This is a genomic window from Luteibacter sp. HA06 (assembly GCF_054061215.1).
This window is the reverse complement of sequence record NZ_JBSSDZ010000001.1, coordinates 3,159,320-3,185,066: the sequence shown is the minus strand read 5'-3', so window position 1 is coordinate 3,185,066 and position 25,747 is coordinate 3,159,320. Positions and strand designations below refer to the sequence as shown.

General features: G+C 65.9%; 28 protein-coding genes. 10 read left to right on the top strand and 18 right to left on the bottom strand.

Features of this window, described 5'->3' with window-relative positions; all coding sequences use genetic code 11:
- Positions 1–747 carry an S-methyl-5'-thioinosine phosphorylase gene (locus ACVWWJ_RS14680; RefSeq protein ID WP_456968459.1) on the top strand — a complete coding sequence of 249 codons (747 nt, stop codon included), beginning with the start codon at positions 1–3 and terminating at the stop codon, positions 745–747.
- 152 nt (positions 748–899) lie between these two features.
- Positions 900–1,106: a cold-shock protein gene (locus ACVWWJ_RS14675; RefSeq protein WP_063573812.1), complete on the top strand. Its 207-nt coding sequence runs from the start codon at positions 900–902 to the stop codon at positions 1,104–1,106.
- A gap of 356 nt (positions 1,107–1,462) precedes the next feature.
- Here the strand turns inward: ACVWWJ_RS14675 and ACVWWJ_RS14670 are convergent, their stop codons facing one another.
- Genes ACVWWJ_RS14670 through ACVWWJ_RS14660 form a run of 3 tightly spaced genes read right to left on the bottom strand, consistent with a single transcriptional unit; the run spans position 1,463 to position 3,493 of the window.
- On the bottom strand, positions 1,463–2,665 hold the full coding sequence (locus ACVWWJ_RS14670; protein ID WP_456968458.1) for an MFS transporter: 1,203 nt from the start codon (positions 2,663–2,665) through the stop codon (positions 1,463–1,465).
- A gap of 17 nt (positions 2,666–2,682) precedes the next feature.
- Positions 2,683–3,012: a hypothetical protein gene (locus ACVWWJ_RS14665; RefSeq protein ID WP_456968457.1), complete on the bottom strand. Its 330-nt coding sequence runs from the start codon at positions 3,010–3,012 to the stop codon at positions 2,683–2,685.
- Between the two features lie 28 nt (positions 3,013–3,040).
- Complete coding sequence (locus ACVWWJ_RS14660; protein WP_456968456.1) at positions 3,041–3,493, bottom strand: MarR family winged helix-turn-helix transcriptional regulator; 453 nt, start codon at positions 3,491–3,493, stop codon at positions 3,041–3,043.
- Between the two features lie 217 nt (positions 3,494–3,710).
- On the opposite strand from ACVWWJ_RS14660, the gene ACVWWJ_RS14655 reads away from it, so the two are divergent.
- Genes ACVWWJ_RS14655 through ACVWWJ_RS14630 form a run of 6 tightly spaced genes read left to right on the top strand, consistent with a single transcriptional unit; the run spans position 3,711 to position 7,137 of the window.
- The gene (locus tag ACVWWJ_RS14655) at positions 3,711–4,121 is read left to right on the top strand and encodes a type IV pilus modification PilV family protein (protein ID WP_456968455.1); all 411 of its coding nucleotides are present in this window, start codon (positions 3,711–3,713) and stop codon (positions 4,119–4,121) included.
- Positions 4,103–4,633: a hypothetical protein gene (locus ACVWWJ_RS14650; RefSeq protein WP_456968454.1), complete on the top strand. Its 531-nt coding sequence runs from the start codon at positions 4,103–4,105 to the stop codon at positions 4,631–4,633. Before ACVWWJ_RS14655 ends, ACVWWJ_RS14650 begins: the two co-directional genes overlap by 19 nt.
- The gene (locus tag ACVWWJ_RS14645; RefSeq protein ID WP_456968453.1) at positions 4,630–4,902 is read left to right on the top strand and encodes a hypothetical protein; all 273 of its coding nucleotides are present in this window, start codon (positions 4,630–4,632) and stop codon (positions 4,900–4,902) included. The genes ACVWWJ_RS14650 and ACVWWJ_RS14645 overlap by 4 nt, the downstream gene beginning before the upstream one ends.
- Positions 4,841–5,860, top strand: coding sequence for a N(4)-(beta-N-acetylglucosaminyl)-L-asparaginase (locus tag ACVWWJ_RS14640; protein WP_456968452.1), 1,020 nt, complete (start codon positions 4,841–4,843; stop codon positions 5,858–5,860). The genes ACVWWJ_RS14645 and ACVWWJ_RS14640 overlap by 62 nt, the downstream gene beginning before the upstream one ends.
- 2 nt (positions 5,861–5,862) lie before the next feature.
- Entirely contained in the window at positions 5,863–6,582 is a 720-nt protein-coding gene (locus tag ACVWWJ_RS14635; RefSeq protein ID WP_456968451.1) for a copper homeostasis protein CutC, read from the top strand.
- Between the two features lie 45 nt (positions 6,583–6,627).
- Positions 6,628–7,137 carry a molybdopterin-dependent oxidoreductase gene (locus ACVWWJ_RS14630; protein WP_456968450.1) on the top strand — a complete coding sequence of 170 codons (510 nt, stop codon included), beginning with the start codon at positions 6,628–6,630 and terminating at the stop codon, positions 7,135–7,137.
- Between the two features lie 115 nt (positions 7,138–7,252).
- Here the strand turns inward: ACVWWJ_RS14630 and pdeM are convergent, their stop codons facing one another.
- From pdeM to ACVWWJ_RS14555, 15 genes are all read right to left on the bottom strand, one after another.
- A complete protein-coding gene (gene pdeM, locus ACVWWJ_RS14625) occupies positions 7,253–7,906 on the bottom strand; it encodes a ligase-associated DNA damage response endonuclease PdeM (RefSeq protein WP_159896152.1) in 654 nt (217 codons plus the stop codon).
- Positions 7,906–10,347 (bottom strand): ligase-associated DNA damage response DEXH box helicase, encoded by a 2,442-nt coding sequence (locus ACVWWJ_RS14620; RefSeq protein ID WP_456968448.1) that lies wholly within the window; start codon positions 10,345–10,347, stop codon positions 7,906–7,908. The genes pdeM and ACVWWJ_RS14620 overlap by 1 nt, the downstream gene beginning before the upstream one ends.
- A complete protein-coding gene (locus ACVWWJ_RS14615; protein WP_456968447.1) occupies positions 10,304–11,899 on the bottom strand; it encodes an ATP-dependent DNA ligase in 1,596 nt (531 codons plus the stop codon). The genes ACVWWJ_RS14620 and ACVWWJ_RS14615 overlap by 44 nt, the downstream gene beginning before the upstream one ends.
- The gene (locus tag ACVWWJ_RS14610; RefSeq protein WP_159896146.1) at positions 11,899–12,921 is read right to left on the bottom strand and encodes a ligase-associated DNA damage response exonuclease; all 1,023 of its coding nucleotides are present in this window, start codon (positions 12,919–12,921) and stop codon (positions 11,899–11,901) included. The genes ACVWWJ_RS14615 and ACVWWJ_RS14610 overlap by 1 nt, the downstream gene beginning before the upstream one ends.
- A gap of 119 nt (positions 12,922–13,040) precedes the next feature.
- Positions 13,041–14,804, bottom strand: a complete 1,764-nt coding sequence (locus tag ACVWWJ_RS14605; protein ID WP_456968446.1) for an ABC transporter transmembrane domain-containing protein — start codon at positions 14,802–14,804, stop codon at positions 13,041–13,043.
- Positions 14,805–14,859: 55 nt separating this feature from the next.
- The gene (locus ACVWWJ_RS14600) at positions 14,860–15,456 is read right to left on the bottom strand and encodes an IMPACT family protein (RefSeq protein WP_456968445.1); all 597 of its coding nucleotides are present in this window, start codon (positions 15,454–15,456) and stop codon (positions 14,860–14,862) included.
- Positions 15,453–16,175 carry a hypothetical protein gene (locus ACVWWJ_RS14595; RefSeq protein WP_456968444.1) on the bottom strand — a complete coding sequence of 241 codons (723 nt, stop codon included), beginning with the start codon at positions 16,173–16,175 and terminating at the stop codon, positions 15,453–15,455. The genes ACVWWJ_RS14600 and ACVWWJ_RS14595 overlap by 4 nt, the downstream gene beginning before the upstream one ends.
- Before the next feature lies 1 nt (position 16,176).
- Entirely contained in the window at positions 16,177–16,731 is a 555-nt protein-coding gene (locus tag ACVWWJ_RS14590) for an RNA polymerase sigma factor (RefSeq protein WP_456969718.1), read from the bottom strand.
- Between the two features lie 70 nt (positions 16,732–16,801).
- Entirely contained in the window at positions 16,802–18,562 is a 1,761-nt protein-coding gene (locus ACVWWJ_RS14585) for a vWA domain-containing protein (protein ID WP_456968443.1), read from the bottom strand.
- 55 nt (positions 18,563–18,617) lie between these two features.
- A complete protein-coding gene (locus ACVWWJ_RS14580; RefSeq protein WP_456968442.1) occupies positions 18,618–20,102 on the bottom strand; it encodes a diguanylate cyclase in 1,485 nt (494 codons plus the stop codon).
- Positions 20,103–20,210: 108 nt separating this feature from the next.
- Positions 20,211–20,885, bottom strand: a complete 675-nt coding sequence (locus ACVWWJ_RS14575) for a Rossmann-fold NAD(P)-binding domain-containing protein (protein ID WP_159893372.1) — start codon at positions 20,883–20,885, stop codon at positions 20,211–20,213.
- A gap of 10 nt (positions 20,886–20,895) precedes the next feature.
- The gene (locus tag ACVWWJ_RS14570) at positions 20,896–21,759 is read right to left on the bottom strand and encodes an SDR family NAD(P)-dependent oxidoreductase (RefSeq protein ID WP_159893373.1); all 864 of its coding nucleotides are present in this window, start codon (positions 21,757–21,759) and stop codon (positions 20,896–20,898) included.
- Between the two features lie 61 nt (positions 21,760–21,820).
- A complete protein-coding gene (locus ACVWWJ_RS14565) occupies positions 21,821–22,396 on the bottom strand; it encodes a TetR/AcrR family transcriptional regulator (protein ID WP_456968441.1) in 576 nt (191 codons plus the stop codon).
- 186 nt (positions 22,397–22,582) lie between these two features.
- Complete coding sequence (locus tag ACVWWJ_RS14560; RefSeq protein ID WP_456968440.1) at positions 22,583–23,299, bottom strand: anti-sigma factor; 717 nt, start codon at positions 23,297–23,299, stop codon at positions 22,583–22,585.
- Entirely contained in the window at positions 23,296–23,853 is a 558-nt protein-coding gene (locus ACVWWJ_RS14555) for a sigma-70 family RNA polymerase sigma factor (protein WP_159893376.1), read from the bottom strand. Before ACVWWJ_RS14555 ends, ACVWWJ_RS14560 begins: the two co-directional genes overlap by 4 nt.
- 52 nt (positions 23,854–23,905) lie before the next feature.
- Between ACVWWJ_RS14555 and ACVWWJ_RS14550 the strand changes: the two genes are divergently transcribed.
- Complete coding sequence (locus ACVWWJ_RS14550) at positions 23,906–24,757, top strand: hypothetical protein (protein ID WP_456968439.1); 852 nt, start codon at positions 23,906–23,908, stop codon at positions 24,755–24,757.
- A 65-nt stretch (positions 24,758–24,822) separates the two neighbouring features.
- A complete protein-coding gene (locus ACVWWJ_RS14545; protein ID WP_456968438.1) occupies positions 24,823–25,746 on the top strand; it encodes an acyl-CoA desaturase in 924 nt (307 codons plus the stop codon).
- Position 25,747 lies beyond the last annotated feature (1 nt).

The window sequence follows — 25,747 nt, the reverse complement described above, 5'->3', positions numbered from 1 at the left end:
ATGTCGATCGATCTGGCCGTCATCGGCGGTAGTGGGCTGTATCAGTTCGAAGGGCTGGAGAACACCCGGCGGCACGCGGTGGAAACGCCGTTCGGACCGGCCTCGGGTGACGTCGTCACCGGCGACTTCCGCGGCAGGCACCTGGCCTTCCTCGCGCGGCACGGCGAGAGCCACACGGTACCGCCGCATCGGGTCAACTACCGGGCCAACCTGTGGGCGCTGCATTCGCTGGGCGCGCGCCGCGTGGTCGCTGTCAATGCCGTTGGCGGCATCCGTGACGACATGGGACCACGCACCCTGGTGGTGCCGGACCAGATCATCGACTACAGCCACGGCCGGTACACCAGCTTCAATGATGTCGAAGGGGCCGAGGTTCGCCATATCGACTTCAGCGAGCCCTATACCGAGAGCCTGCGCCAGGCCATCCTGGCCGCCGCACGAGCCGAAGGCCTGACGATCATCGACGGCGGCTGCCACGGCATTACGCAGGGACCACGTCTGGAAACGCGGGCGGAGATCGCCCGGATGAAACGGGATGGCTGCGATCTGGTCGGCATGACAGGCATGCCTGAAGCAGTGCTGGCGCGTGAACTGGATCTCGAATTCGCCTGCCTGGCACTGGTGGCGAATTACGCGGCCGGCGCGGGCGACGAGGCGGAAATCAGCATCGAGGAGATCTTCGCGCACCTCGCCGCGGCGACCGCAAACGTCCCACCCATTCTCGGCCGACTGCTCGCTGGGGGCTGATCTTCGGCGATTGACTGGGAAATAGTCTTAGTTGCGCTTTGCCTGCAAACTTGTCGATACTTCGCCTGCGCCGCGGGGGCAGGCACAGGGGATCCATGGGGAACGCCTCGCCAACGCAGGGGCGCTTCCAATCCATGTCCAGAGGTTTCCGCATGCGTTTCGGTACGGTCAAGTGGTTCAACGACGCCAAGGGTTTCGGTTTCATCGCGCCTGAGGACGGTGGGGAGGACGTGTTCGTCCACTTTTCTGCAATCAATTCCAAGGGCTTCCGCAGCCTGCAGGAAGGCCAGCGCGTACAATTCGAAGTGACTACGGGCCCGAAGGGCGCGCAGGCTTCGGGCGTCGAAATCGCGGCGTAATCGCCTCGACAGCGTTGCCTTGAAACCCCGCATGCGAATGCGGGGTTTTTTTGTGCCTGATTCGTGTGGGAGCCGCTTCATCGGCGATGCTCTGGGCCCGGACGTGGCGGCGCAGAGCCTTCGGGGTTGGAGGGTAGTGCGCAGAGCCTTCGGTGCCTGGACATCGCGGCGCAGAGCCTTCGGTGCCTGGGCATCAAGGTCTCCCGCGAGACGCCCAAGTGTGCGGCCAACGGGTCATCGCCGCTGAAGCGGCTCCCACATGGCCGAAGGCGAGCGCCCAAGCCCCGGTCATCCGCGAAGAACCCACCCGAAGCTCTCGCCTGCCTACCGGCCCCGAGGGTGAGACCCGCCGGCTCTTACCGCAGCGCGGCGCGCGTCCGGCCCATCGCCACTAAAACCACTCCCGCCGCGGCGACACCCGAAGCCGCGCCGACGCCGAGGGCCCAGCGTGGGCCGAGGTGGTCGGCGACCCAGCCGACGATCGGTGCGCCGATGGGAGTTCCGCCGAGAGCTACTGCGACCCGTAACGCCATCACGCGTCCTCGCATGGCGGGCTCGGTCGATAACTGCATCAGGCTGTTGGTGGTGTTGGTCAGGGTCAGCGCGGCCACGCCGATCACCACCAGTGCGGCAGCGAACAGCCAATAGGTCGGGGCAAGTGCCGCGAGGGTGCAGCCGACGCCGAAGACCACCGCGCCGAACAGCAACGAGGCGAATCGCGGGCGGTCGCGTCCCGCTGCCAGCAATGCGCCGGACAACGTGCCGATGGCCATGATTGAAGACAGCAGGCCATAGCCGCGGGCGTCGCTGTGGAAGACGCCGACGGCCATCGTCGAAATGAAGATCGGAAAGTTGAGGCCGAACGTTCCGATAAGGAAAAGCATGATCAGGATCGCCTTGAGGTCTGGCCGGTGCCAGACATAGCGGAATCCTTCTGTGAGACTGCCCTTGGTACGATGCGCCCGCGCGTTGCCCTGCAGGCCGTTGGTGCGGAGCAGGAGCAGTGACGCCAGGACGGCGACGAAGCTGGCGCCGTTGAACAGGAAGGCCCAGCCGATACCCACGCCGGCGATGACCAGGCCGGCCACCGCCGGCCCGATCATCCGTGCTGCGTTGAAGGAGGTCGAGTTGAGCGCCACGGCGTTGTGCAGGTCCGCATCGCCGACCAGTTCCGTGACGAAGGTCTGGCGCACGGGTGCGTCGAATGATGCGGCGCAGCCGAACAGGAAGGCGAATGCGTAGACGTGCCAGAGCTGGACGACGCCGGTCACGGTAAGCACGCCGAGGCCCAGGGCAAGGCCGCCCATGGTTGCCTGTGTCGCCATCAGGAGCTTGCGTTGGTTGTAGTGATCGGCGGCGAAGCCGGTCCAGGGCAGCAGCAGGAGCTGCGGCCCGAACTGCAGCGCCATGACCGTGCCGACAGCTGCTGCGCTGTGGTGCGTCAGCTTTGTCAGTACCAGCCAGTCCTGGGCCGTGCGCTGCATCCATGTGCCGATGTTCGAAACCAGCGCACCAGCCGCCCAGATGCGGTAATTGGGATTCCGTAGCGAACGAAACATGCCCGTCGGCGCGTTACTCACGCCGGTGTCGATTTGTCACCGCCGTGGAAGCGTCCGAAGAGGCGCGCCGAAAGCAGGCCCATGAGCAGGACACCGAGCCCGAATGCGATGGCGTCGCTCGTGTTTTTCCAGTCGAAATCACCGGCGCGGCGGACGAGGACATAGGCGACGACGAAGTTGAAGAATCCCCACGCGACGTTGATGGTCGATGACGAAAGTCCAACGCCGTGGGGCTTCGCGAACGGGCTCTGGAAGGCCCTGCCTGTCACGCCGCTGACGAAGTGGGGGATGGCGTTCGTGAAGAAGGCGCCACCAAAGAAACAGGCTGCGAGATCGAGCAATGGCATGGCTTTTCCTGGATAGGCGCGTGTGAATTCAGAAGTCGGTGAGGCGCTGTAGCAGTTTTACGGCGGCGGCAAGTTCGACCTGTTCCTCGGCCGACAATTGCGACTGAAGGGCACGGACCAGCCAGTCTTCCTTGGCCGCCCGGCTCGCCTTGAGGGTTTTGCGGAAAGCAGGTGTCAGGTCGACCAGGGTCTGCCGGCCATCGCCAGGGTCGGGCTTGCCCGTTATGGCTTTGAGCGCTTCCAGGCTGGCGACCGTGACCCGCATGGACTGCGGGCGGACGCCTTCTGCTCGTGCCAGGGCGGAAACGGTTCCCGGGCCGTCGCGATCGAGGCGCAGGAGTACCGACTTCTGCGATGAAGTGAAGTCACCCGGATGGGATTGCTCACGGAGCCGTCGAACGAGTTTGCCGCCTGAAATTCGCAGGTCGGCAGCCAGTGAGGCCAGGGAAGGAGGCGCCGGGGCGGGGACGGTTCTGGGCATGGTTTGAGCTTAACAGGCGGGAAGTTAAACTGTACAGGTAAACTGTATTTATCGCGGGGCTAACTCCTACGCGTCCGAGCGCCAGGCGTTGCATGTGGTGTCGGTCATCGCCGACGGGTCTGGCGTCCGGAGACGCTCCATCGGCATATCTGCGCGACCACGCGCGACGCCGAAAGGCCGGGCAGCACCTAAGGTTCCGCCGGAGCACCGTGGAAGCATGACTACTCGCGGCTCATCCCTGGTCGAATCCCTCGTCGCCTTGTCGGTCCTGTCGATCGGCAGTGTTGCTACGGTCGCATGGGTGATTCACAGCACGCTCGGTGACGTCCGGGTATCTCGCTTGCTGGCGGTCGATGCCATCGCGTCCAGCCTGGAGGCGAGGATGCGATCGAACCCGACTGGCTTCGACCAGGGTGCGTATTTGAATCAGGCGCCCCCGGCCACATGCGTTCGGTCCTGTGCCGCCGCTGATCTGGCCGCAGACGATATGTGGCGCTTCCGCGAAGCGCTGGCAAGCCACCTCGGAACGGGGGCCGAAGGCAATGTGCGTTGTGCCCCTTCGAACACGTGCGTCATCCACATCACATGGCGCGGAACGGAGGTGCTGGCATGGCCACTCGAGCGTTGAGAACTGACGGATCGAGCCTGATCGAACTGACGGTAGGACTCTGCGTGGCCTCGATGGTCGCCGCTGTCGCCACGATATCGCTCGCCGCGACGGGAATCGCCACCAAACGGCATCTGGTGACTAGTCGGGATGAGGACAGGGCGTGGTTGGCACTCGCCGCTATCGCGAGCGACCTGGAGAAGGTGGAGGAATGGCATATGTGCACCGAAGCGAGGGATTGTCCGCAGAAGGCGATGGCGCGCGAATTCCGGGAACCCGCCCTGATCGCGGGCGATGTCGCCTGGTTGGTATCGGACGAACTACGTCGGTGCGTCGAGCAATGCGACGTTTACGTGGATGGAATGTTGTCGCTCAGGGTCATCGCCGATGTACCTGCTGGCGCAGGTCGTGTGGATCGCGAGCCTTTCCAGCAGCGTCACGCTACCGGCGTGCATGCTGTCGAGGTCGTGTTGACGATGCGGGACGGCCGGCATTTCAGTCGCGTGGTGTCGCGACGGACGATGATGCCATGAGACCGTGGCGCGCTTCGCCGCGAGGGTCGATCCTTCTTCTCGTCCTCGCCGTGCTGGCGATGCTGACGATCCTGGGCGCGACCTTGTCGCGATCGGTCCACGACCGCGCGCTCTCTGCTCAGCGGATCCGGCGCGGTGGCACGTTACACCTGCCGCGTGCGACCATCGGCGACGGCGCACGCGTCGCGCCGATCAACGAGGAAGTCCATGGATCGCAGACGATTCCTGCAAGGGGCGACGATCGCCTCCGGGGTGGCCTTGACCGCTAAAGGCCTCGCCACGGCCGGGCCAACGACCGCCACGGGCGGGACGATTCCGCGCGTGTGCTCCACCTGGGACTTCGGTGTCGCCGCCAACCAGGCCGCGTGGAAAGTCCTGTCAGGCGGTGGTCGTGCGCTCGATGCGGTAGAGCAGGGCGCGCGCGTTCCCGAAGCGGACCTGCGCAATCACAGCGTAGGCCGCGCCGGCTACCCGGACCGCGACGGCAAGGTCACGCTGGACGCCAGCATCATGGACGAGCACGGCAACTGCGGTGCCGTCGCTGCGATGGAACACATAGCACATCCGATTTCCGTTGCGCGCCGGGTGATGGAGCGCACGCCACACGTGCTGCTTGCCGGTGACGGCGCCATGCAGTTCGCCATCGAGCAGGGCTTCCCGCGAGAAGAACTCCTGACGCCGGAATCCGACAAGGCCTGGCATGAATGGCTGAAAACGGCGAAGTACAAGCCGTCGGCCAACAGCGAGGTCAAGACGTACAACGCGGGCCCGGGCGGCACGCCGGGTGACGCGAGCAATCACGACACCATCGGCATGCTCGCTATCGACGCGAAGGGGAACCTCTCCGGTGCCTGCACCACCAGCGGCATGGCCTGGAAGATTCATGGTCGTGTCGGCGACAGTCCCATCATCGGCGCCGGCTTGTACGTGGACAACGAGATCGGTGGCGCGACTTCCACTGGCGTCGGCGAGGAAGTGATCCGCAACGTCGGCAGCTTCCTCGTGGTGGAACTCATGCGCCAGGGACGTTCGCCGGAAGACGCCTGCCGCGAAGCGGTTGAACGCATCCTGCGTCGCAAGCCCGAGGCGAAAGATCTTCAGGTCGGTTTCCTTGCCATGGACAAGAAGGGAAATGTCGGCGCCTGGGCCATCCAGCCGGGTTTTTCGTACGCAGTGTGCGATGCGAAAAAGCAGGACACGCTCATCCCCGGCAAGAGCACGTATTGATCATGGCGTTGCTCGAAGTTGCCGCAAACTCGATCGCCTCCGCGTTCGCTGCACAGGCCGGCGGCGCGGGACGGGTTGAACTATGCGCGAGCCTGGAAGAGGGCGGCGTCACTCCCTCGCACGGCACCATCGCGCTGGCCCGCGAAGGCCTCGATATCCCGCTCTACGTGCTTGTCCGTCCCCGCTCGGGAAATTTCCTTTACGAGAACGCCGAAATCGAAGCGATGCTCGACGACATTACGCACTGCGCCGACCTGGGTTGCGACGGCGTTGTCGTGGGCGCGCTTACGGCGGAAGGCGAGGTGGACGCCGAGGCTTGCCAGCTGTTCCTGGAGGCGGCCGGTTCGATGGGCGTGACGTTCCATCGTGCGTTCGACCTGGTGGCCGACCGTAGTGCCGCGCTGGAGACGGTGATCGAACTCGGTTTCGAGCGCGTCCTGACGTCGGGCGGCATGCATAGTGCGGTGGCCGGTGCGTCATCCATTGCGCGTCTGGTTGCGCAGGCGGGCGGCCGTATCGTCGTCATGCCCGGCGCGGGCATCGAGCCGGACAATGTTGCCGCGTTGCGCAACGTAACCCGTGCGCGTGAGTTCCATGCTTCCGCAAAACGTCGGTTGCCGTCGGGGATGCGTCGCACGCCGTCGGATGATCTCGGCATGGGCGGTGGCGAAACGCGCACGGACGAAGAGACGGTGCGTGCGCTGGTGGCGGCGTTGAGCTGATCTTTCGGCGCTTCAGGCGCCTTGGCCTTTGAAAGGGGGAATCCGATGCTTCGTTTCATACGTCGTCTTGTTCTTGTTGGCTTGTTTGGTGCGACAGCCCTGTCTGCAAACGCCGCGGAGTCCGTTCGCTATCTCGCGCCGGGCAGGGCGCCGTTGGTTCTTGATGAAAAATCGCTTGCAGGTATGGCGCGTACCACCGTGCAGGCGGGTGCGCACGGCGATACACCGAGTGCTTGGGAGGGTGTGGCGCTGGTTGAGGTATTGCGCGCCGAGGGTGCGCCGCTGGGCAAGGCATTGCGCGGAGATGCTCTCGCGAACTACGTGCGCGTGACGGCGTCGGACGGCTACCAGGTGGTCTTCGGGTTGGGCGAACTCGATACCGACCTGGGCGCGGCGAAGGTCGTTCTCGTCGACCGGCATGAGGGGAAGCCGCTCGATGAGAAGGACGGGCCGCTTCGGCTCGTCGTGCCGGGGGACCAGCGGCCGGCGCGGTGGGTCCGGAACGTTTCGACGATTGAGTTGTTGAGTGCTTCTACGCGGGGGCCGAAGCCTTGAGGGTTTGAGGCTAGCCTGGCTGGTAGAGCATCGCCGATGAATCGGCTCCCACAAGTGCAGGGCGTAGTCGTACCGCTCTACTGTGGGAGCCGATTCATCGGCGATGCTCTTCGATTCATCGGCGATGCTTTTCAGCCAGCACCAGCCCCCCCGGCGTCACTGCGACGATCTCGCGCCCAGGCGCAGCGGCGATCTCATAAAGTCCGGTCAGCGTGCCAAACGCCGGCAACATGCCGACATCGCGATCGAACACGAACGCAGGCAGGCGATGCCGCCGCCAACCGTCGCGTATGACCACGCCGGGGTGCACGTGGCCGGCGAGCGTGTAGCCTCCCGCATGGGCATGCGGATGATGCGCCAGCACGAATGGCGCAATTTCCAGTCGATCGGGGACGACGTCGATGCCCAGTGAGGCAACGTCGAAGTGACGGTCGTGGTTGCCGGCGATCAGCAGGACGTCGACGTCGGCGTGTGAGCGGCGCCACGCGCGGACACGGTCCACCCATCCGCTGCGTTCCGTGGCAGCACCGTGCACGAGATCGCCAAGCACGATCAGACGCTCCGGATTGAACTCGCGGATCAACGCATCGAGTCGGGCGAGGTCATCGTCGGTGTCGCCACTGGGCACCGCGATCCCCGCGCGTCTGAAGACGGCGCCCTTGCCCAGGTGTACGTCGGACACGAGGAGCATTCGTCGGGCCGCCCAGTGCACGGCGCGTTCGGGGTGCAAGGTGAGATGCTCGCCGGCCACGCTGATGTCGTAAGTCATCACGGGTCCGCATCCGCTTCTAGCGTTGCACGCATGCGCTCGACACGACTCTTCCAGTCGTCGGTCGCGATGCCGCCGCGGAGGCGCTCGACCCAAAGCGGAAAAGCTAGTGGGCTGAGCCGTTTTGGTTCGCGCCAGAGCAACTGCGAACGCGCGACGCGAAGCAGGCAGGCACGCAGCCGCGTGTAATCCAGCTGTTGGTCCAGCACCTCGCGCTCGGCCTGCCAGAGCAGGGGATGGGTCGGATCATGGCGGCGCAGTACGTCGAATAACAGCCCGCTCGATGCCTGGAGCTGCCGCATGGTCTTACCGGCGGCGGGATATCCATTGAACACGAGCCCGGCCACTCTCGCGATTTCCCGGAACTGCCGCCTCGCCAGCTCGGTGAGATTGACGCTCGCGAGAATGTCCGTGCGCAGACGCGCCGGGTGAAGCAACTGCCGCATCGATTCGGCATCCAGCGGCGGCATGCGCGCGGCGGTGATCGTCAAGCCGTAATCGTTCACCGCATAGCCATAGTCGCCGGGGTGAATGCGGGCGAGACGGTAGGCGAGCACAGCCGCAAGGCCTTCATGAGCCAGGCGCCCGGCAAACGGGAAGACGAATAGATAGTCGCCCTCGCGTGTGCGAGTCCGCTCGCAAAGGGTTTCGTCGAGGGCTGGCACCGCAGATCGTTGGCGCTGGATGGCGAGCAGTGGCGCCAGCGTACGCATCTCCGCGCTGCGCGGCGCGCCTTCGGCCAGCGTGCGGCGTAACTCGTCGGACAGCTCGCCGGACAGTGGAAGCTTGCCGCCCATCCAGCGTGGCACGCCGCCGCGGCGGTTCGGCGCCGCACGCACATAAGCCGTCATGTCGCGGATGCGAACAAGTTCAAGGTTGCGCCCGGCGAACAGGAAACGATCGCCCGGCCGGAGTCGCGAGAGGAAGCTCTCCTCCACTGTACCTAGCCGCGCGCCCTTCATGTAGCGCACCTGCAGGCTGCCGTCGGAGGTGATGGTGCCGATCGACAGGCGATGCATCCGCGCGATACGGCTGCTGTCGACATGGAAGCGACCTTCGGTCTCGATCAGCTTCTGGTACTCCGGATAACTCGCCAGGGCTGTTCCGCCGGTACGCAGGTAGGCAAGCACGGCGTCGAATCGCTCGCGCGGCAGTTGCGCGTAAGCCAGCGACGAGGTGATTTCCGCATAGGCGTCGTCGGCCGTGAAGCCACCGCCGAGGGCCATCGTCAGCAGGTGCTGGGCGAGCACGTCCAGACAGCCGCGCATGGGGTGGCGAGGTTCGAGATGGTCCTCCGCGAGGGCGCGTCGGGCCGCGGCGATTTCGGCCAGTTCCAGGAGGTGGGTGGGCACGCAGAGGATGCGCGAGGGCATGCCGGGCTGATGTCCGCTGCGGCCCGCGCGCTGCAGCAGGCGAGCGATGCTCTTGGGACTGCCGACCTGAAGCACCTGCTCGACGCTGGAGAAATCCACGCCGAGGTCGAGGCTCGACGTGGCAACGACGCAACGCAGCGCGCCAAGACGAAGGTTCTCTTCGGTCGCGAAACGCAGCTTCGGATCGATCGATCCATGATGGAGTGCGAGCGTCTCCGGTGGGCCGGGCCACACGGAGGCCAGCGCCTCATGCCATAGCTCGGCCTGCGATCGCGTGTTCGCAAAGACGAGGCTGGTCTTCGCCGACAGCACGGCATCAAGGACGCGCGGTAGCTGCGACAGGCCCAGGTGTCCCGCCCACGGAAAGCGTTCGCCGCCTTCCGGCAGCGCCGTGTCGATATGCGTCTTCTTGCGCGAACTGCCACCGATGAGCACGCCATCGCCGGCCAGGGCATGCAGCGCTTCGTCGAGATTGCCGAGCGTGGCCGAGAGACCCCACGTGCGTAGCGACGGCAGCCAGCGATGCAGCCGTGCGAGCCCGAGCTGCAGAAGCGTGCCGCGCTTGTTGCCGATGAGTTCGTGCCATTCGTCGACGACAATGCCACGCAGGTTGGCGAAACGTTCGCGGGAGTCCGGGTAGCTGAGCAACAGCGCGAGGCTTTCTGGCGTTGTCACCAGTAATTCGCACGCTCCCCGGCGCAGTCGTGCGCGTTCGGCGCTGCCGCTGTCTCCCGTACGCCGGAGAACCCGCCACGGCAGCCCCATCGCCTCGACCGCTGCGGTGAGGTGTTGGGTCGTGTCCGTGGCGAGCGAGCGTAGCGGCGTGATCCAGATCAGCTGCAGGCCCGTCTGGGGACGCAACACGGCATCGATCAGTGGCCCGCCCGCAGCCGCGAGCGTCTTGCCCGTGCCGGTGGGTGCATGCACAAGACCGTTCTTGCCGTCGGCCCAGGCACGCCATGCCGCGCGCTGGAACGCCGCGGGCTTGCGACCCTGCGCGGCGAACCAGGCGATGAAGCGGGCCTCAGCCCGTCGCCAGGCGGCGGAGGTCGTCGAGTTTGTCGGCATCGCGTATCGCGAGGTCGGTTCGCCAGCGGAGGATGCGCGGGAAGCGCACGGCCACGCCGGCCTTATGACGGCCCGAGGCCTGGATCGCCTCGAAAGCGAGTTCGAAAACGTGCGTGGGTTCTACGGACCGGACCGGCCCGAAGCGGTCGATGGTGTGCGCGCGGATCCAGCGATCGAGGCGGCCGATCTCGTCATCGTCGAGGCCGGAGTAGGCCTTGGCGACCGGCACCAGGGCATCACCGTCCCACACGCCGAAGGTGTAATCGGTGAACAGTCCGGAGCGCCGTCCGTGTCCGGGCTGCGCGTAGAGCAGCACCGCATCGACGGTGTACGGATCGACTTTCCATTTCCACCAGTCGCCGCGTTTGCGTCCCACGCGATACGGCGAGTCGAGGCGTTTAAGCATCAGTCCTTCGGTCTGTCGTTCGCGCGACTCGGTACGTATCGTCGTGAGCGCGTCCCAGTGATCCGCGCTGACCGCTGGCGAAAGCGTGAGCGTCGGACCATGGCCGGCGATGAGCGTTTCGAGTGACGACCGACGAGCGCTGAGCGGTTGCTCGCGGAGATCCTTGCCGTCCTGTTCGAGCAGGTCGTAAACCATCAGCCGGACCGGTGTGTCTGCGAGCAGCTTCGGCCCGGGCTTGAGCTTGCCGATACGCTTCTGCAGCGCCGTGAACGGCAGCGGCCTGTCGCCATCCGGCACCCAGGCGAGAATCTCGCCGTCGAGTACGCATCCGTCCGGAAGCGCGAGTGCGGCCCGTTCGAGCTCGGGGAAGCGGCCATCGAGCCGTTCTTCGCCTCGCGACCAGAGCAGCGCACCGCCGTCACGCCGCATGAGCTGCGCGCGAATGCCATCCCATTTCCACTCGGCCAGCCACTGGCTGCTGTCGCCCAGTGTCGTCACCTCGTGTTCGAGCGGCGACGCCAGGAAGAAAGGGTACGGCCGTTCGCCCGCATGCTCGTCGGCGCGTTCGGGGCCACCAAGGGCTTCGAAGGCGGCTGCGCCCGGCTTCCAGCTGCCGGTCAGGCGGTGGGCGATCAGATCGGTCGGCAGTGCCGACCAGTGCGCGACGGCCTGTACGACCAGACGATGCGAAACGCCTACGCGCAGTGAACCCGTCAGTAATTTATTGACCAGGAAGAGCTGGTCACGAGGCAGCGCGCGCCACCACTCGCGAAGGACATCCATGCGTTCGGTGGCTTCGAGTTTACTCAGGGACGGAAGACGCGCTTCCATCCATACGTGCAACGGCGTGTCGTCCGTCGTGTCCCCGGCAGCTGGCAGCATCAAGGCGATCGTTTCGGCGAGGTCGCCGACGTGCGAATAACAGTCGTCGATCAACCAGTCCGCATAGCCGGTTTCCGCGGCGAGCGCGAGGCGGAGTTCGGTCGATGTGGCCGTGCGTTTCAGTTTGCCACCGCTAAGTACGTAGACGGCCCACGCGGCGTCGGCAGCCGGCGCGTCCCGGAAATACGCGGCCATCGCGTCGCGCTTCGCGGTGGTCGACGCGGTGCGGTCGAGTACTTCGAACAACGCAGCGAAGCGACGCATCAGTCGCCTTCCTCGCTGTCACGCGCGTCGGCCACGGTGCCGCCCAGCGAGCGTAGCGGCCGTGCATCGTGGCCGGTGTCGCGCAGGTGGCGGATAAGGGCCTCGCCGTCGCCGTGGGTCACGTAGATCCGCTTCGCGCCGCAGTCGCGTACGCTCTGCAGCAGCCCAGGCCAGTCGGCGTGGTCGGAAACGATGAAGCCGCGATCGTAACCGCGACGGCGGCGGGCGCCTCGCACCTGCATCCAGCCCGAGGCGAATCCCGTGGACGCCTTGGCGAAACGCCGCATCCACGGCGAACCGGCGGCTGAAGGTGGCGCCATGATCAGTTCACCAGCGAAGTCCTTGCCGCGTGCCGATTCGCTGACTGGCTGGGTCGGGAGCATGCGTACGCCGGCCTCGCGATAGGCCTCGACCAGCCGGATCATCGCGCCGTGCAGGTGCACGGTCCGGTCGGTGCGCGTGGCAAGTTCGGCAAGGATGCGCTGCGCCTTGCCGAGCGCGTAACAGAACAACACGGCAGGCACCGCGCGTTCGGCACACTCGTCCAGCCACGCGAGCATCTCGTCGACGACTTCGTGCATCGGTGGCCAGCGGTAGATCGGCAGGCCGAAGGTAGACTCGGTGACGAAGACGTCGCACGGAACGGGCTCGAACGGAACGCAGGTGGGATCGGGATCGCGCTTGTAATCGCCGGAGACGACAGCAACGAGACCACGACCTTCGATGCGTACCTGCGCCGCGCCAAGGACATGTCCAGACGGATGCAACGACAGGCGCGTGTCACCCAGGGTAAACGACTCGCCATACGCGTAGTCGCGGATCGTTGACGTCGCCCCGAGCCGCTCGCGCATCAGGCCGATGCCCGCGCTGGCGACGTGATAAAGCTCGCTGCCTGATCGCGCGTGGTCGCCGTGGGCGTGGGTGACCACGGCACGATGTACCGGGAGCATCGGGTCGATGAAGAAATCACCCGCGGGACAGTAAAGGCCTTCGGGGCGGGGGAGGAGCAGGTCGCTGTCCATGGACGGACGGTAGGTGGCGACCTGTCAACGTTGCGAAAACGGGAGGTGCTATCGCCGCTGAAGCGGCTCCCACAAGGGGCGGACATTTCGCCGCTGGAGCGGCTCCCACATTTCCGGGGTCAGGCGACGAACTGGAGCCTTGCGAGTTCGGCGTAGAGGCCGCCTTCACGCAACAGGGCCTCGTGCGTGCCCTGCGCGACGATCCGGCCGCCGTCCATCACGACGATGCGGTCGGCGCGCTGCACGGTGGCCAGGCGATGGGCGATGACCAGTGTGGTGCGGCCCTTCTCGAGGCGCTCCAGAGCGTGCTGGATCGCCGCTTCCGATTGCGCGTCGAGTGCCGACGTGGCTTCGTCGAGCAGCAACAGCGGCGCATCGCGCAGGATGGCGCGGGCGATCGCGATGCGCTGCTTCTGACCGCCGGACAGACGCACGCCGCGTTCGCCGAGCATGGCCTGGTAGCCTTCGGGAAGCGCACCGATGAAGCCGTCGGCCTCGGCCAGGTGCGCGGCCTGGCGGACTTCCTCATCGCTGGCGGTTTCACGACCGAAGCGGATGTTATCGGCCGCGCTGCCGCCGAAGATCACGGTTTCCTGGGGGACCAGGGCGATCGCGCCGCGTAGCTCTGGCAAGGCCAGCGCGCGGAGTTCGACGCCGTCGAAGCGGATCGAGCCCGCCACCGGATCGTGGAAGCGCAGCAGAAGGCTGAACACCGTGCTCTTGCCCGCACCGGAAGGGCCGACCAGCGCCACGGTTTCACCGGGGGCCACCTCAAGATCGAAGTCGGCCAACGCGGCGACATCCGGTCGCGAGGGATAGCGGAATTCCACGTGGTCGAAGCGCAGGGCGCCGGCGACTGGCTGCGGCAGCGGTTCGGGCGCGTCCGGCGTCGCAATGGCGGCTTTCTCGGCGAATAGTTCGCCGATGCGCTCCATGGCGCCCGCAGCCTGCAGCACGTCGCCCCATACTTCCGACAGGCCAGCGACCGAGCCGGTGGCGAAGAAGGCATAGAACACGAACTGGGTCAGCACGCCGGGCTGGAGATCGCCGGCGATGACATCGCGCGCGCCGGCCCAGAGCACCAGGGTGATGGCGCCGAAGATCAGCACGATGACGGCAGCGGTCAGCAACGAGCGCATGCCGATGCGACGGCGCGCCGTGGCCAGCGCGAGGGCGATGGCGTTCGCATAGCGACGGCTTTCGACCGGCTCACGAGCGTAGGCCTTGACGGCTTGCGCTGCGTTGAGCGTTTCGTTGGCGACAGCTGCGGCATCGGCGAGCCGGTCCTGGCTGGTGCGCGACAGCTTCTGCACGCGGCGGCCGAAGATCAGGATCGGCAGCATGACGGCCGGAATGACCAGGGCGGTGAGCCCGGCAAGGCGAGGACTGGTCCAGGCCATGGCCGCGGCCGAGCCGATCAGCATGACGGCGCTACGCAGTGCCACCGAGATGCCCGAGCCGACCAGCGTCTGCACCAGTTCGGTGTCGGTACCCAGGCGGGAAGTCAGTTCGCCGACACGGGTGCTTTCGTAAAAGCCCACGTCGAGATTGATCACATGGCGATAGAGCGAGCTACGCAGCGAAGCAAGCGAGCGTTCGCCCAGCAGCGCGATGCAGAAGTAGCGGGCGGCGGTGGCCAGGGCGAGGACGACCGCGAGCGCGAAGAGGGCAAGGAAGATGCCGTTGATGGCGGCCAGGTTCGACGCCAGGAAGCCCTTGTCGATGATGTGGCGCAAGGCCACCGGCAGCAGCAGCGAAGCGCCGGACGAGATGGCCAGGAAGAATGCCCAGCCGATGGCCAGGCCCTTGTGGGGCTTCAGGAAGGGCCAGAGATTGCGCAGTGCACCGATGTTCCGTGACTTCTCCCTGCGTTCGGTGGTCATGCGCGGCTCATTGCTGTGGTCATTCGCCAACGGATGGGGCCACCCGGTGCAGTATTCAATCGATCCGCCTTGGCTGGATGCGTCCGCGACTGAGGTCGACCACCCTGGCCGCGATGGCGTCAAGACGGTCGAGCGGGGCGAGAACGGTCAGTTCCGCGCCGTCGGCGACAAATTTTTCCTGTTCGATCGTGGCGTCCATGTCGCGGATTCGCGCCGAGACGAGCGCGAGTTCGGCGAAGTCGCAGCGGATCGACAGCCGGCCCATGGCGACGATCGCAACGCGCGGAGCGAGGCGCAGGCATTCCGCCGCCGTGCCGCCATACGCTCGGGCAAGGCCGCCCGCGCCGAGCTTGATACCGCCATACCAGCGCGTGACCACGACAGCCACGCGATCGCAGCCCTGGCCGTCGATCGCCTGCAGCATCGGCCGGCCCGCGGTGCCACCGGGTTCGCCATCGTCGTTGAAGCGGTAGGCATCGCCGATGCGGTAAGCCCAGCAGTTGTGCGTGGCCGCCGGATCGCCCGCAGCCTCGAAGAAGGCGAGTGCCTCCGCGGGGCTTCCGACGGGCACGGCCTGGGCGAGGAAGCGACTCTTGCGAATGTCTTCCTCGTGCCGCCATGGCGATGCCAGGGTTTCGAGCGGCGCGCTCAAGGGTTCAGGTCACGCAGGTCTTGGGGCAGGTCGTAGTGCGGGTAACGCTGGCGCAGGTCCTTCAACTCGCGCAGTGCCTGCGCGCGATCGCCCCGACCGAGAAGGCGACGGATTTCGCCGACCCGGTCGTCCGGGCCGAGGGCGCTGGGGGCCAGCTTCTGGAGGAGCATGCCTGAGGGTGCGGCGGCTGGCGTCGCGTAGCGGCGTTGTTCGGGTGCTAGGGCCGGTGGGGGTGCCGGAGCCGGTGCTGCGGCCGGGACGGCGGCGATTCGGTGTTCTTGAGCCCGCTTCGCGGGCATCGCCGATGAATCGGCTCCCACATTCGCCGATGGTGTGGGAGCCGATTCATCGGCGATGCTCCTGGCGACGGCATCCGTCGCAGGCGCCACACCCGATCCGGGCTTGGCCAGCACGACCGGGGCAGCAGCAGGTGCAGGTGCTGGCGCGGCGGGCGGCGCCGACGCATAGGTCGGCTGCTCTGGCGGCAACTCGCGCACCTGCCAGGCGACACCCACCGCGAGCACCAGTACGGCGGCGGATGCGAAGGCGACGGGCCAGCGGGGGCGTCGGCGCACCGGCAACGCGCGCGTTGCCTCGGCCAGCACCGCTGCATCCAGGGACGCATCGGGCTCGACCTTCGGCAGGCGCGCATACAACGCGGCGAGTTCGCGCTCGTCGGGCAGGTCGTCGTCGCTGGGCGGGGGCGTGATCGGGGTCATGTCATTCGGCAACAAGTTCGCGGATACGGGCCATGGCGTAGCGAAGCCGCGATTTCGCGGTTTCGCGTCCTACGCCGGTAACGGCGGCGATGTCCTCCAGGGAAAGTTCGTTTTCCATGCGCAGCACGAAGGCCGTGCGTTGTTCGTCGGGAAGGCTCTCGATGGCGCGTTGCATGCGTCGGCGCAGTTCGAAGTCCGACAGGGCATGCTCGGGCTGCTCTCGTTCCGGTGCGGCCTGCGCGGCGAACACGGCTTCGGTTTCTTCTGCGCCGGCCTGCGGACGTTGCTTGCGGAAGCTGTCGATGGCCAGGTTGTGCGCGATCTGCAGGAGCCACGTGCTGAATTTGGCTTCGACACGATACCGCTCGCGAGCAGCGATGACACGGCTCCAGGTCTCCTGGAAGAGTTCGTCGGCCGCTGCGCGGTCCTTCACCATCTTCAGCAGGAAGCGATAAAGCGGACCCTTGTGCCGTGCGTAGAGCTCGGTGAAGGCGGCCGCCTCCCCGTCCGCCCACGCGAGCATCAGTGCGCCATCGTCGGCCAGGGGTGCGTCCATGGCCGGGGAGGGTACGGCATTCGGGCGGGTTTGGGCGATGGGCAGCGACATCGGCGAATGGGTGCTCACCTCAGCGAACAAACGCCCCCGCCACCGGCTGCTCGGTCTGCATGCCACCGGCCAGCGCCGCCAGCCTTGCCATACCGGCGCGGTAACCACCCTCGTCCTTGCCCACCGAACCGCGTGCCAACGTCGCGACCTTGTCGTACCCGAAGCCGTCGACGTACTTGCCGCCGCGCAGGTTCTCCGCGAAGGCTGCCACCGACGCGGCGAAGCGCAGGCGTTCGCTGGGCGCCGCTGCAACCTGTGCGGACAGCGGCTCTTCGATCAGCTTGCTCGCGCCACCGTCGGGCGCCTTGTAACGCAGGCGCAGGAAGGCGAGTTCGTTGCCTGTCGCTTTGGCAGCAGCGTCGTTGCCGTATCGCAGGGGATCGAGGCGAGCGCCCTTGGCACCTTTGAGCGTGATTTCGTAAAGGGCCGTGACATTCGCACCGGCCCCGATCTCGCCCGCATCGACGGCATCGTTATTGAAGTCCTCGCGGGCAAGCACGCGCTTTTCGTAACCGATCAGCCGGTATTCGGCAACCACGCCCGGATTGAACTCGACCTGGATCTTCACGTCCTTCGCGATCGTCATCAGCGTGGCCGACATCTCATCGACGAGAACGCGGCGGCCTTCGTCGAGGCTGTCGATGTAGTGGTGGCTGCCATTACCCACGTCGGCCAGTTCCACCGCCATCTCATCGTTGTAGTTACCCTCGCCAAAGCCGAGCGTCGTCAGTGCCACGCCGCCCTTGCGCTTCTCGGCGATGCGATCCTTCAGCGCCTGCACGCCGGTCGTACCGACGTTGAAGTCACCATCGGTCGCGAGGATGACGCGATTGACGCCGCCCTTGATGTAACCCTTCGCGGCCTGTGCATAGGCCAGATCGATACCCGCAGCACCGTTGGTCGACCCGCCCGCGCCGAGGGCGTCGATGGCCGCGGTGATCGTCGCGTGCTGGTCGCCCGGGGTGGACGGCAGCGCGACGCAGGTCGCACCGGCATAGGTCACCAGCGAGACACGATCCTGCGCGCGCAGCTTCGGCACGATCTGCTTCAGTGATGCCTTGAGCAGCGGCAGCTTGTCCGGCTCATCCATCGAGCCGGAGACATCCACGAGGAAGACGAGATTTGCCGCGGGAATCTCACTGGCGGGCACCTTGTAACCCTGGATTCCGACCATCAACAGCTGGCGGTTGGCGTTCCACGGCGCGGGCGCGAACTCGGTCGTCACGCTGAAGGGGCGCGAGCGATCGGCCGGCGGGGCGTAGCCATAGTCGAAGTAGTTGATGAATTCTTCCGTGCGCACAGCGTCGGCCGGCGGCAGGCGTCCTTCATTGAGCATGTGGCGGACATTCGTGTACGAACCGGTGTCCACGTCGATGCTGAAGGTCGACACGGGATCGTTGGCGGCCAGGTGCACGGCGTTGGCTTCGCGGTGCTTGTAGTTGTCACGGTCCGCCGGCTGCGACGGCGCAAGCATCGAGACGACCATGCTACCCATCGGCACGGGTGCTGCCGAGCGCTGGGCCTTGGCCATCGCTGGTGACGCGGCGACCGGGCTCATCGCATCCGCTTCAGTGACCGGCGCCATGCGCCGGACGGACATCGGTATGGGCAGGGGACGTCCCGGGCCATAACCGCGCACGGCTTGCTCGCAGGGGGCGTCGTTGACCACCGTTGGTTCCGGCGCAACACGCTGGCGGGACGACTGGCCGGATGCGGCGCTTCCTGCTGCGACCACCAGGCCGGTGAACAGGAGGGGTAGGGTGATGCGTAGCGTATTCATCGTGCGTGGCCTCGTGGGGGACATGCAGATGAAACGTGGCGCGAACGAAAAGGGGTTAAACGCGTTCCAGCCGCGCGTCGCCCTGGGCACCGATGCGGTTACGGCCGGCGTTCTTGGCGCGATAAAGCGCGCGGTCGGCGGCGTTGAGGAGGTCCAGGGGACCGCCATTCGCGTTCGCCAGGAGGGTCGCCACGCCGATCGTGATGGTCAGTACGCCGAACGGGCTCAGCGGATGCACGATGCCTTGCGCTTCGACCTGGGAGCGCAGGTCTTCGGCCAGCGCCACGGCGTCGGGCAGTCGCGTTCCGGGGGCGATCACGGCGAATTCCTCGCCACCGAAGCGGGCGATGAAGTCACCGGCGCGCAGTCCGCGACCGGACAATACCGAAGCGAGTGCTCGCAGGCAGTCGTCGCCGGCGAGATGCCCGTAACGGTCGTTGTATTCCTTGAAGAAGTCCACGTCGATCATCAGCAACGCCATCGGCTCGCGCTGTGCGGGCCGGTGCCATTCGCGCAGCAGCCGCTCGTCCAGCGCGCGACGGTTCGCCAGCCCTGTCAGGCTGTCGGTGAAGACGAGACCCTGGAGTTCGTCGCGACTTCGGGAGAGGCGATACTCCTCCTCGACCAGGTCGACCTGGGCCAGGGTGCCGCGCAAGCCGATGCCGATCACGGCGGCGATCGCGCCGCCGATGCCCAGCGACGGATACACCGGGATGACCATGAGGCCGAAGCCGAGCACGCTCATGGCGAGGAAGGTCGGGCTCGCGCTCTGCACGAAACGGATCAGGTAGACCGGGGGGTGCCAATGGCGCTGCGGCTGCCGCGTGGTCGTGACGATGAACAGCGCGAGGAAGGGCAGGTCGAGCAGGGCATCCCACGAGGACGTCCCGAAATCCGGGTGGCCGTTCAGTGCGACGTAGTGGTTGTACAAGAAGCCCGAGATCGCATAGACGACGAAGAAAGCCATCACCGCGCGGAAGAAGGCATGGTCGTCGGCGCGGTCGGTGGCGACGAAACGCAGCAAGGCAGCGACGGCCAGACAGACGTTTTCGAAGTCGAGCATATAGGCGACGTCGACGGCCTGTTGCGGACCAATCGCGCCCTCGACCGTCACGATGGAGAACGTTCTCAGGTAAAAGAGCACGCCGAGCAGCCCGGCCAGCACGAGGTCGATCGCCATGGCCCATTTCTTCCGCGCCGCCACGGGCGCCGAAGACACGGCAACCAGGACCGGCAGCACGTACAGGATGTAGAAGAACATGCTGTCGCCGGGCGCGGGATTGGAGTTGTCCAGTACGTAGTTCTGCCGGGCCGACAACGACATGCCGATCGACCACAGCCCGAGGCTTGCCAGGAGCAGCCACCAACGGTGGTCGGGTGGCGTACCTGAGCGCCGCCACGCCCGCCACACGCTGCCCATGGCGAGCACGGCGACGCAGAAGAAGAACGTGTACGAGATCGCCATGCCGCTGTCAGGCATGACCGCCAGCGCGGCCGCGTGGGCCGCGACGATGGCCGCTGCGGCGATGAGTGCTTTCATGGCGTGCCTCCCCCGACCTGCAACGCATTGATCATATCGGCGGTCGTGGCAGGAAGTTGAGGCTCATTGCGCCGGATTTTACGGTTCGCGCAACGCCAAATGTGAAGGTCAGGCGGGCAGGCGCGCTACCTCCTCGATATCCCGGGTTTCCAGTACCGTTTTTGCATAGCCGTGTCGGACCAGTCCCAGCAGAGCACGGCCGATCGTCTCCGTGGTGGCGACCGTGTGCGGCATGAGCTTGCGAAAGATCGGCAGGATCGGGGCCATCAGTGGGTAGAGAATCCGGTAAGCACGGGTGCGCGATGTCGCGCCGTTCCTGGGCTGGATGGCTCCCGGCCGGATCGCGTGACTTCGCTTGAAGGGCAGCCGCGCCAGGGCGTTTTCGGTGCGCCCCCGCACGCGCGCCCACATGACTTTGCCGGATTCGCTGCTATCGGCTCCGGCTCCCGAAACATATACGAACGACATCGTCGGGTTCAGCCGGGCAAGTGTGGAAGCCGCCGCGAGCGTCATGTCGTAGGTGAGGCGCGTGTAGGTCGCCTCGTTCATCCGGAACGAGGTCACGCCGATGCAGAAGAAGCAGGCGTCGAAGCCAACGAGCTGGTCCTCGATGACGCCGTAGTCGAACAGGTCCGTGTGGACGATGTCCTTCAGCTTCGGGTGGGTGGCTCCGCTGGCCGTGCGCCCGATCGCGACCACTTCGTCCACGTCGGGTGCCAGCAGGCATTCGCGGAGTACACCCTGGCCCACCATCCCGGTCGCACCGAAGAGAAGGATCCTCATGTGCGTGTCCTCAGTAGGCCGGGAAGGCGGGAATGGCAGCGGTGGCGTCGACGTCGGTCGAACGGCTGACCTCGATCCAGCGCTGATCGGTTTCACGACGTGCCTGCTCGGCCTCACCGGCGTAATGGGCGGCGTCGCTACCCAGCAACAGGCGCACCGGCGGCTTGGCATGCGCAGCGAGCCGGAGCACCACCTCGGCGACGCGAGCCGGGTCGCCCGCCTCGTTGCCGGCATAACCGGCAAGCATGTTGCGCAGCGCGCCGACGCTGGCTTCGTAGTCGGGAAGGAAGGGCGGAAGGTCGGCGCCCGCGCGGCGTGCCCAGTCGGTACGCATGCCGCCGGGTTCGATCGCCGTGACATGCACGCCCAGTGCGCCGAGTTCGGCGGCGAGCACTTCGGAAAGACCACCGACGGCCCACTTCGCCGCCTGGTAGGCCGACATGCCCGGGGTGCCGATGCGGCCACCGACGGAGGAGACGTTGATGACGTGACCGCTGCGACGCTCACGCATATGGCTTATAGCGGCGCGGGTGAGATTCACCACGCCGAAGAGATTGGTTTCGATCTGCGCGCGATAGTCGGCGGACGACATCTGCTCGAACGGGACGAGCTGGCCGTAACCCGCGTTGTTGACGAGCACATCGAGCTGGCCGAACGCGTCGAGCGTGAAGGTCACGGCGGCGACGCAGGCGGCTTCGTCGGTTACATCGAGTGCGGTGACCCTGAGCGTGTCGGGAAACCGGGCCTTTAGATCGTCGAGTACCTCGACGCGTCGCGCCGTGGCAACGACACGGTGACCGGCGGAGAGCGCCGCTTCGGCGATATCGCGACCGAGACCCGCGCCGCTACCGGAAATGAGCCAGACCTGTGCCATGGAGATACCTCGTAAAAGTGAGTGAGTACACACTCGGTTAATTGAGCAGAAAAAGTGCCTTTCAGCCCGACCCGATAGCGCGCCAGATAGCTTCGAAGCCGGCACGCCGATAATCGTCGGCGTCCGTGGTGTTGTGCGCCATGAACTGCATGCTCGTTTCGGCCACGGCCGTGATGACTCCGGTCATGAAGCCGATGGGCTGGCCCGGACGAAGTGCGCCACTGGCGATTCCCTCGTCGAACAAGCCCGCGATGTCCCCGAACATGCGCTCGCCCTCGGCTCGCGTCGTCGCGGTGATGCGCTCGGAGACCATCAGCTGGGCCATGGCAGTGCGCAGGGCGGGTCGCTGCATGCCCCAGTCGAGGTAGCGATTCCACACGTGCTCGAAGCGCTCCTGGATGGGCGCCCGTGACGGATAACCCTCGTACATCGTTTCGCGCAGGCTGTTCTTCGCGCTCAGGTACAGCTCGTTGAGCAGAAGATCCTTGTCGGCGAAGTAGGTGAAGATCGAACCCTCGGCAACCCCGGCGAGCTTCGCGATCAGCGAGGTCGGCGCGCCCATGCCACGCTCCGCCACGGCCTGGGCGGTAGCGGTGAGGATGGCGTTGCGCTTTTCTTCGCTTTTGAGGCGGGCCATGAGACTTCGAAAATAAGTGAGTGCTTGCTCATTATGGAGTCACTGGAAGTTATTGCAAGCACCCATCGCCGCTGAAGCGGCTCCCACAGAGGACACCGCCGGCTCTTTCTAGAGGACACCGCCGGCTCTTTACAGAGGGCACCGCCGGCTCTTTGTGGGAGCCGCTTCAGCGGCGATGGCGCTGCATCAAGCCGCCCGAATCGCGCCCTTGGCGATAACCGGCCCCGTGGGCTGACCCGTAGGCGAGCCGCCAACCGGCTCCAGCGAAACAGCGAGCGCCGCCGTCGGCCCCAGGCGATCCAGGAGGGACTTGTCCAGGTGGAAGCGCTTCGGATCGCCCGGCGGGAAAACGCCGACCGAGATCGGCGCACCGCCGGCGGGAATCAGCCACAGCTCGGTGTTGCGGTCGCTTGCCACAGCGGCGGGGCTGGCCGGGACGACCAGTAATTCGGAGCGGTCGATGTCCATGGTGGCAGTCCAGCCGGCGACACCGTTATCGCCCGCAATGGTGGAGACCATGAGCACCGAGGGATGTGTCGCGGCGGTGGGCGCTACCGGCCGGGTCATGGTCACCACGAGCAGGCAGGCGGCAACAGCCGTGGCGCCGACACCGATCCATCGCCACAAGCCCAGACTGTCCCACGCGCTGACTCGCGGCGGCGCCACCCCATCAAGGGCGAGGCGACGACGGATGCCGGCCCAGACGTGGGCGGGCGGCGCGACGTCGGTAACTTCCATCGCGAGCGGCGTGAAGTGCCGCTGCCACAACGCCACGGCAGCCGCTGCTTCGGGGCTCGTCTCGACTTCCCTCGCCACGGCAGCGCGCGCGTCTGCGTCCAGCAGGCCGAGCACGTACTCGGCGTAGCGCAGGTTGTCCTTGTCCGATTCGAAAGTGCTGTTCATGGATTAAGACACGCCCTGAGCTGCAGGAGACCGCGACGGATCCAGCTTTTCATGGTGCCAAGGGGCACCTTTGCACGTTCCGCCAACTCGTTATACGTAGCGCCGCCGAAAAAGGCTTCACGGATCGAGCGGCGCTGTTGAGTCTCCAGTTCGGCCAGGCAGGCCTGCAGGTTGCGGTATTCCTCGTCGCTTTCGGCGCCATGCGCCGGTCCGGGTCCATCGTCGACAAGGGTCTCCCAGTCCACTTCGACCGGCCGCAGGTCGGGACGCTGGCGCAGGCGGTCGATGGCCTTGTTGCGGGCGACGGTGACCAGCCACGTGAGGGCACTGGAGAGCTTTGCATCGAAGCTCCGCGCACGCTTCCATACGGTCACGAAAGCCTCCTGGAGGATTTCTTCGGCCTCGTCCCGGTCGCCCATCAGGCGCACGCAGACCCCGAATAGCCGGGATGAGGTGCGCCGGTACAGTTCTTCGAAGGCGCGTTGGTCTTCGTCGGCGGTACGTTGCAACAGTCGATTCAGCTCGTCGCGCTCGGCGGGGCTGGTGGCTGACATGCGGAAATCCTTATGCGGGCTGGCGGTGGCGCGATGCGGGGCGATCTATAACATGACCGCGATCAAGACGTCGCGATCCGCATCCGTTCTTCACGTCCCGTCGTATCCACTGGCACCCATCCGCCCGACGACCGAGGTATCCGTGAGGCTTCTTTCATCTGCCCCGATCGTCCCTTTCGCCGCGGCCGCCTGTCTGGCCAGCGCCGCGTCGGCCGCAGCGACCGAGCGTTTCGTCGGGGACGCCTATGCGCCCGACAGCGGCCAGCTGCTCTATCGCGAAGTACACATCGTGGGTCCCGAACGTCAGGTCGTGCAGTACCAGTGCCCGGACGGCAAGGTGTTTGCGCGAAAGCTGCTCGAGGGTGGTCCCACGGTCATCGGGCCGGATTTCAGCTTCGTGGATGCACGCACGGGCGACGCCGAGGGGGTGCGTTCGAAGGGCAGTGCCCGTAGCGTTTACGCGAAACGGGGCGCGGGCCAGGAAGTGACCAAGCCGCTTCCCGACAAGAAAGAAGGGGTGATCGACGCCGGCTTTGACGTTTATGTCCGCACCCACTGGGAGAACGTCGGTAAGCCGGGCGATGGCATTCCTTTCCTCCTGCCCGCCCGCTTCGCCTATTACAACGTTCGCCTGATCGATGGCCAGACCAGTGGTGGGGTCCGGCGTATGACCATGAAGCTCGACGCCTGGTACGCCTTCGCCGCGCCCACCGTCGTGCTCAGCTACTCGACGGCCGATCGCACCCTGCGTCGCTTCGAAGGCATGGGCTCGATCCGCGGCGACAACGGCAAATTACGCGCCGTCCGTATCGAGTTCCCACCCGACAAGCGTGAAGGCAATGTTGCCGACACCGCAGTCGCAGAGGCCCTGGCGACGAAACTCGACGGCCGCTGCACCATCTAGGCCAGGATCGTGCATCCGTGACCCCCGGCGCCCCGTATAGGTAAGAGAACGCCACGGGAGTCCTCATGAACGTCCGCCCCAACGCCACCCTGCGCCGGTGGTTCGACACCTCCACCACCGCGCCGGTCGACGACGCGAAAGGAGATCGGGTCGACTGGCTGCGCGCTTCGCCTTTCGTTGCAATGCACCTGGCATGCATCGGGGCGTTCTGGACGGGGGTCTCGCCGGTGGCGATCGGCGTTGCCGTGGCGCTCTATGCGGTCCGGATGTTTGCGCTGACGGCCTTCTACCACCGCTACTTCTCGCATCGCACGTTTCGCACCTCGCGCATGGTGCAATTCGTTTTCGCCTTGATTGGCGCAAGTTGCGTGCAGCGCGGGCCGCTCTGGTGGGCTGCCCATCACCGCCATCATCACCGTCATACGGACACCCAGCTCGATCCGCATTCACCGGCGGTCCACGGCTTTCTCTGGAGTCATGTCGGCTGGTTCCTCACGCCGAATGGCTTCCGCACCGAGATCGCACGGGTACCTGACCTGGCGAAATACCCGGAACTCCGCTGGCTGGATCGCTACGACACGGCGATACCCGTGCTCCTGGCCATCGCCCTGTTTGGCCTCGGCAAGGTGTTGCAGCATGTCGCACCGGGCCTGGGCACCACGGGCTGGCAGATGCTGGTGTGGGGCTTCTTCATCTCCACCACCGTGTTGTTCCACGCGACGGTGACGATCAACTCGCTGGCCCATCGCTTCGGCCGCCGTCGTTTCGATACCGATGACGACAGCCGCAACAACATCTGGCTGGCCTTGCTCACGTTTGGTGAGGGCTGGCACAACAATCACCACTTCTTTCCTGGCACGGTGCGTCAGGGCTTTCGCTGGTGGGAGATCGACATGACGTACTACGGCCTTCGCGTGATGTCGTGGCTGGGCCTGGTGCACGACCTCAAGCCGATTCCGGCCTGGGTCGCGGCGAAGGCGAGGCGCTGAG

What these genes read in the sequence shown, in the direction of transcription:
- ACVWWJ_RS14680 (WP_456968459.1), top strand. Translation starts at nt 1, where the DNA reads ATGTCGATCGATCTGGCCGTCATCGGCGGTAGTGGGCTGTATCAGTTC.
- ACVWWJ_RS14675 (WP_063573812.1), top strand. Translation starts at nt 900, where the DNA reads ATGCGTTTCGGTACGGTCAAGTGGTTCAACGACGCCAAGGGTTTCGGT.
- ACVWWJ_RS14670 (WP_456968458.1), bottom strand. Translation starts at nt 2,665, where the DNA reads ATGTTTCGTTCGCTACGGAATCCCAATTACCGCATCTGGGCGGCTGGT.
- ACVWWJ_RS14665 (WP_456968457.1), bottom strand. Translation starts at nt 3,012, where the DNA reads ATGCCATTGCTCGATCTCGCAGCCTGTTTCTTTGGTGGCGCCTTCTTC.
- ACVWWJ_RS14660 (WP_456968456.1), bottom strand. Translation starts at nt 3,493, where the DNA reads ATGCCCAGAACCGTCCCCGCCCCGGCGCCTCCTTCCCTGGCCTCACTG.
- ACVWWJ_RS14655 (WP_456968455.1), top strand. Translation starts at nt 3,711, where the DNA reads ATGACTACTCGCGGCTCATCCCTGGTCGAATCCCTCGTCGCCTTGTCG.
- ACVWWJ_RS14650 (WP_456968454.1), top strand. Translation starts at nt 4,103, where the DNA reads ATGGCCACTCGAGCGTTGAGAACTGACGGATCGAGCCTGATCGAACTG.
- ACVWWJ_RS14645 (WP_456968453.1), top strand. Translation starts at nt 4,630, where the DNA reads ATGAGACCGTGGCGCGCTTCGCCGCGAGGGTCGATCCTTCTTCTCGTC.
- ACVWWJ_RS14640 (WP_456968452.1), top strand. Translation starts at nt 4,841, where the DNA reads ATGGATCGCAGACGATTCCTGCAAGGGGCGACGATCGCCTCCGGGGTG.
- ACVWWJ_RS14635 (WP_456968451.1), top strand. Translation starts at nt 5,863, where the DNA reads ATGGCGTTGCTCGAAGTTGCCGCAAACTCGATCGCCTCCGCGTTCGCT.
- ACVWWJ_RS14630 (WP_456968450.1), top strand. Translation starts at nt 6,628, where the DNA reads ATGCTTCGTTTCATACGTCGTCTTGTTCTTGTTGGCTTGTTTGGTGCG.
- pdeM (WP_159896152.1), bottom strand. Translation starts at nt 7,906, where the DNA reads ATGACTTACGACATCAGCGTGGCCGGCGAGCATCTCACCTTGCACCCC.
- ACVWWJ_RS14620 (WP_456968448.1), bottom strand. Translation starts at nt 10,347, where the DNA reads ATGCCGACAAACTCGACGACCTCCGCCGCCTGGCGACGGGCTGAGGCC.
- ACVWWJ_RS14615 (WP_456968447.1), bottom strand. Translation starts at nt 11,899, where the DNA reads ATGCGTCGCTTCGCTGCGTTGTTCGAAGTACTCGACCGCACCGCGTCG.
- ACVWWJ_RS14610 (WP_159896146.1), bottom strand. Translation starts at nt 12,921, where the DNA reads ATGGACAGCGACCTGCTCCTCCCCCGCCCCGAAGGCCTTTACTGTCCC.
- ACVWWJ_RS14605 (WP_456968446.1), bottom strand. Translation starts at nt 14,804, where the DNA reads ATGACCACCGAACGCAGGGAGAAGTCACGGAACATCGGTGCACTGCGC.
- ACVWWJ_RS14595 (WP_456968444.1), bottom strand. Translation starts at nt 16,175, where the DNA reads ATGACCCCGATCACGCCCCCGCCCAGCGACGACGACCTGCCCGACGAG.
- ACVWWJ_RS14590 (WP_456969718.1), bottom strand. Translation starts at nt 16,731, where the DNA reads ATGGACGCACCCCTGGCCGACGATGGCGCACTGATGCTCGCGTGGGCG.
- ACVWWJ_RS14585 (WP_456968443.1), bottom strand. Translation starts at nt 18,562, where the DNA reads ATGAATACGCTACGCATCACCCTACCCCTCCTGTTCACCGGCCTGGTG.
- ACVWWJ_RS14580 (WP_456968442.1), bottom strand. Translation starts at nt 20,102, where the DNA reads ATGAAAGCACTCATCGCCGCAGCGGCCATCGTCGCGGCCCACGCGGCC.
- ACVWWJ_RS14575 (WP_159893372.1), bottom strand. Translation starts at nt 20,885, where the DNA reads ATGAGGATCCTTCTCTTCGGTGCGACCGGGATGGTGGGCCAGGGTGTA.
- ACVWWJ_RS14570 (WP_159893373.1), bottom strand. Translation starts at nt 21,759, where the DNA reads ATGGCACAGGTCTGGCTCATTTCCGGTAGCGGCGCGGGTCTCGGTCGC.
- ACVWWJ_RS14565 (WP_456968441.1), bottom strand. Translation starts at nt 22,396, where the DNA reads ATGGCCCGCCTCAAAAGCGAAGAAAAGCGCAACGCCATCCTCACCGCT.
- ACVWWJ_RS14560 (WP_456968440.1), bottom strand. Translation starts at nt 23,299, where the DNA reads ATGAACAGCACTTTCGAATCGGACAAGGACAACCTGCGCTACGCCGAG.
- ACVWWJ_RS14555 (WP_159893376.1), bottom strand. Translation starts at nt 23,853, where the DNA reads ATGTCAGCCACCAGCCCCGCCGAGCGCGACGAGCTGAATCGACTGTTG.
- ACVWWJ_RS14550 (WP_456968439.1), top strand. Translation starts at nt 23,906, where the DNA reads ATGACCGCGATCAAGACGTCGCGATCCGCATCCGTTCTTCACGTCCCG.
- ACVWWJ_RS14545 (WP_456968438.1), top strand. Translation starts at nt 24,823, where the DNA reads ATGAACGTCCGCCCCAACGCCACCCTGCGCCGGTGGTTCGACACCTCC.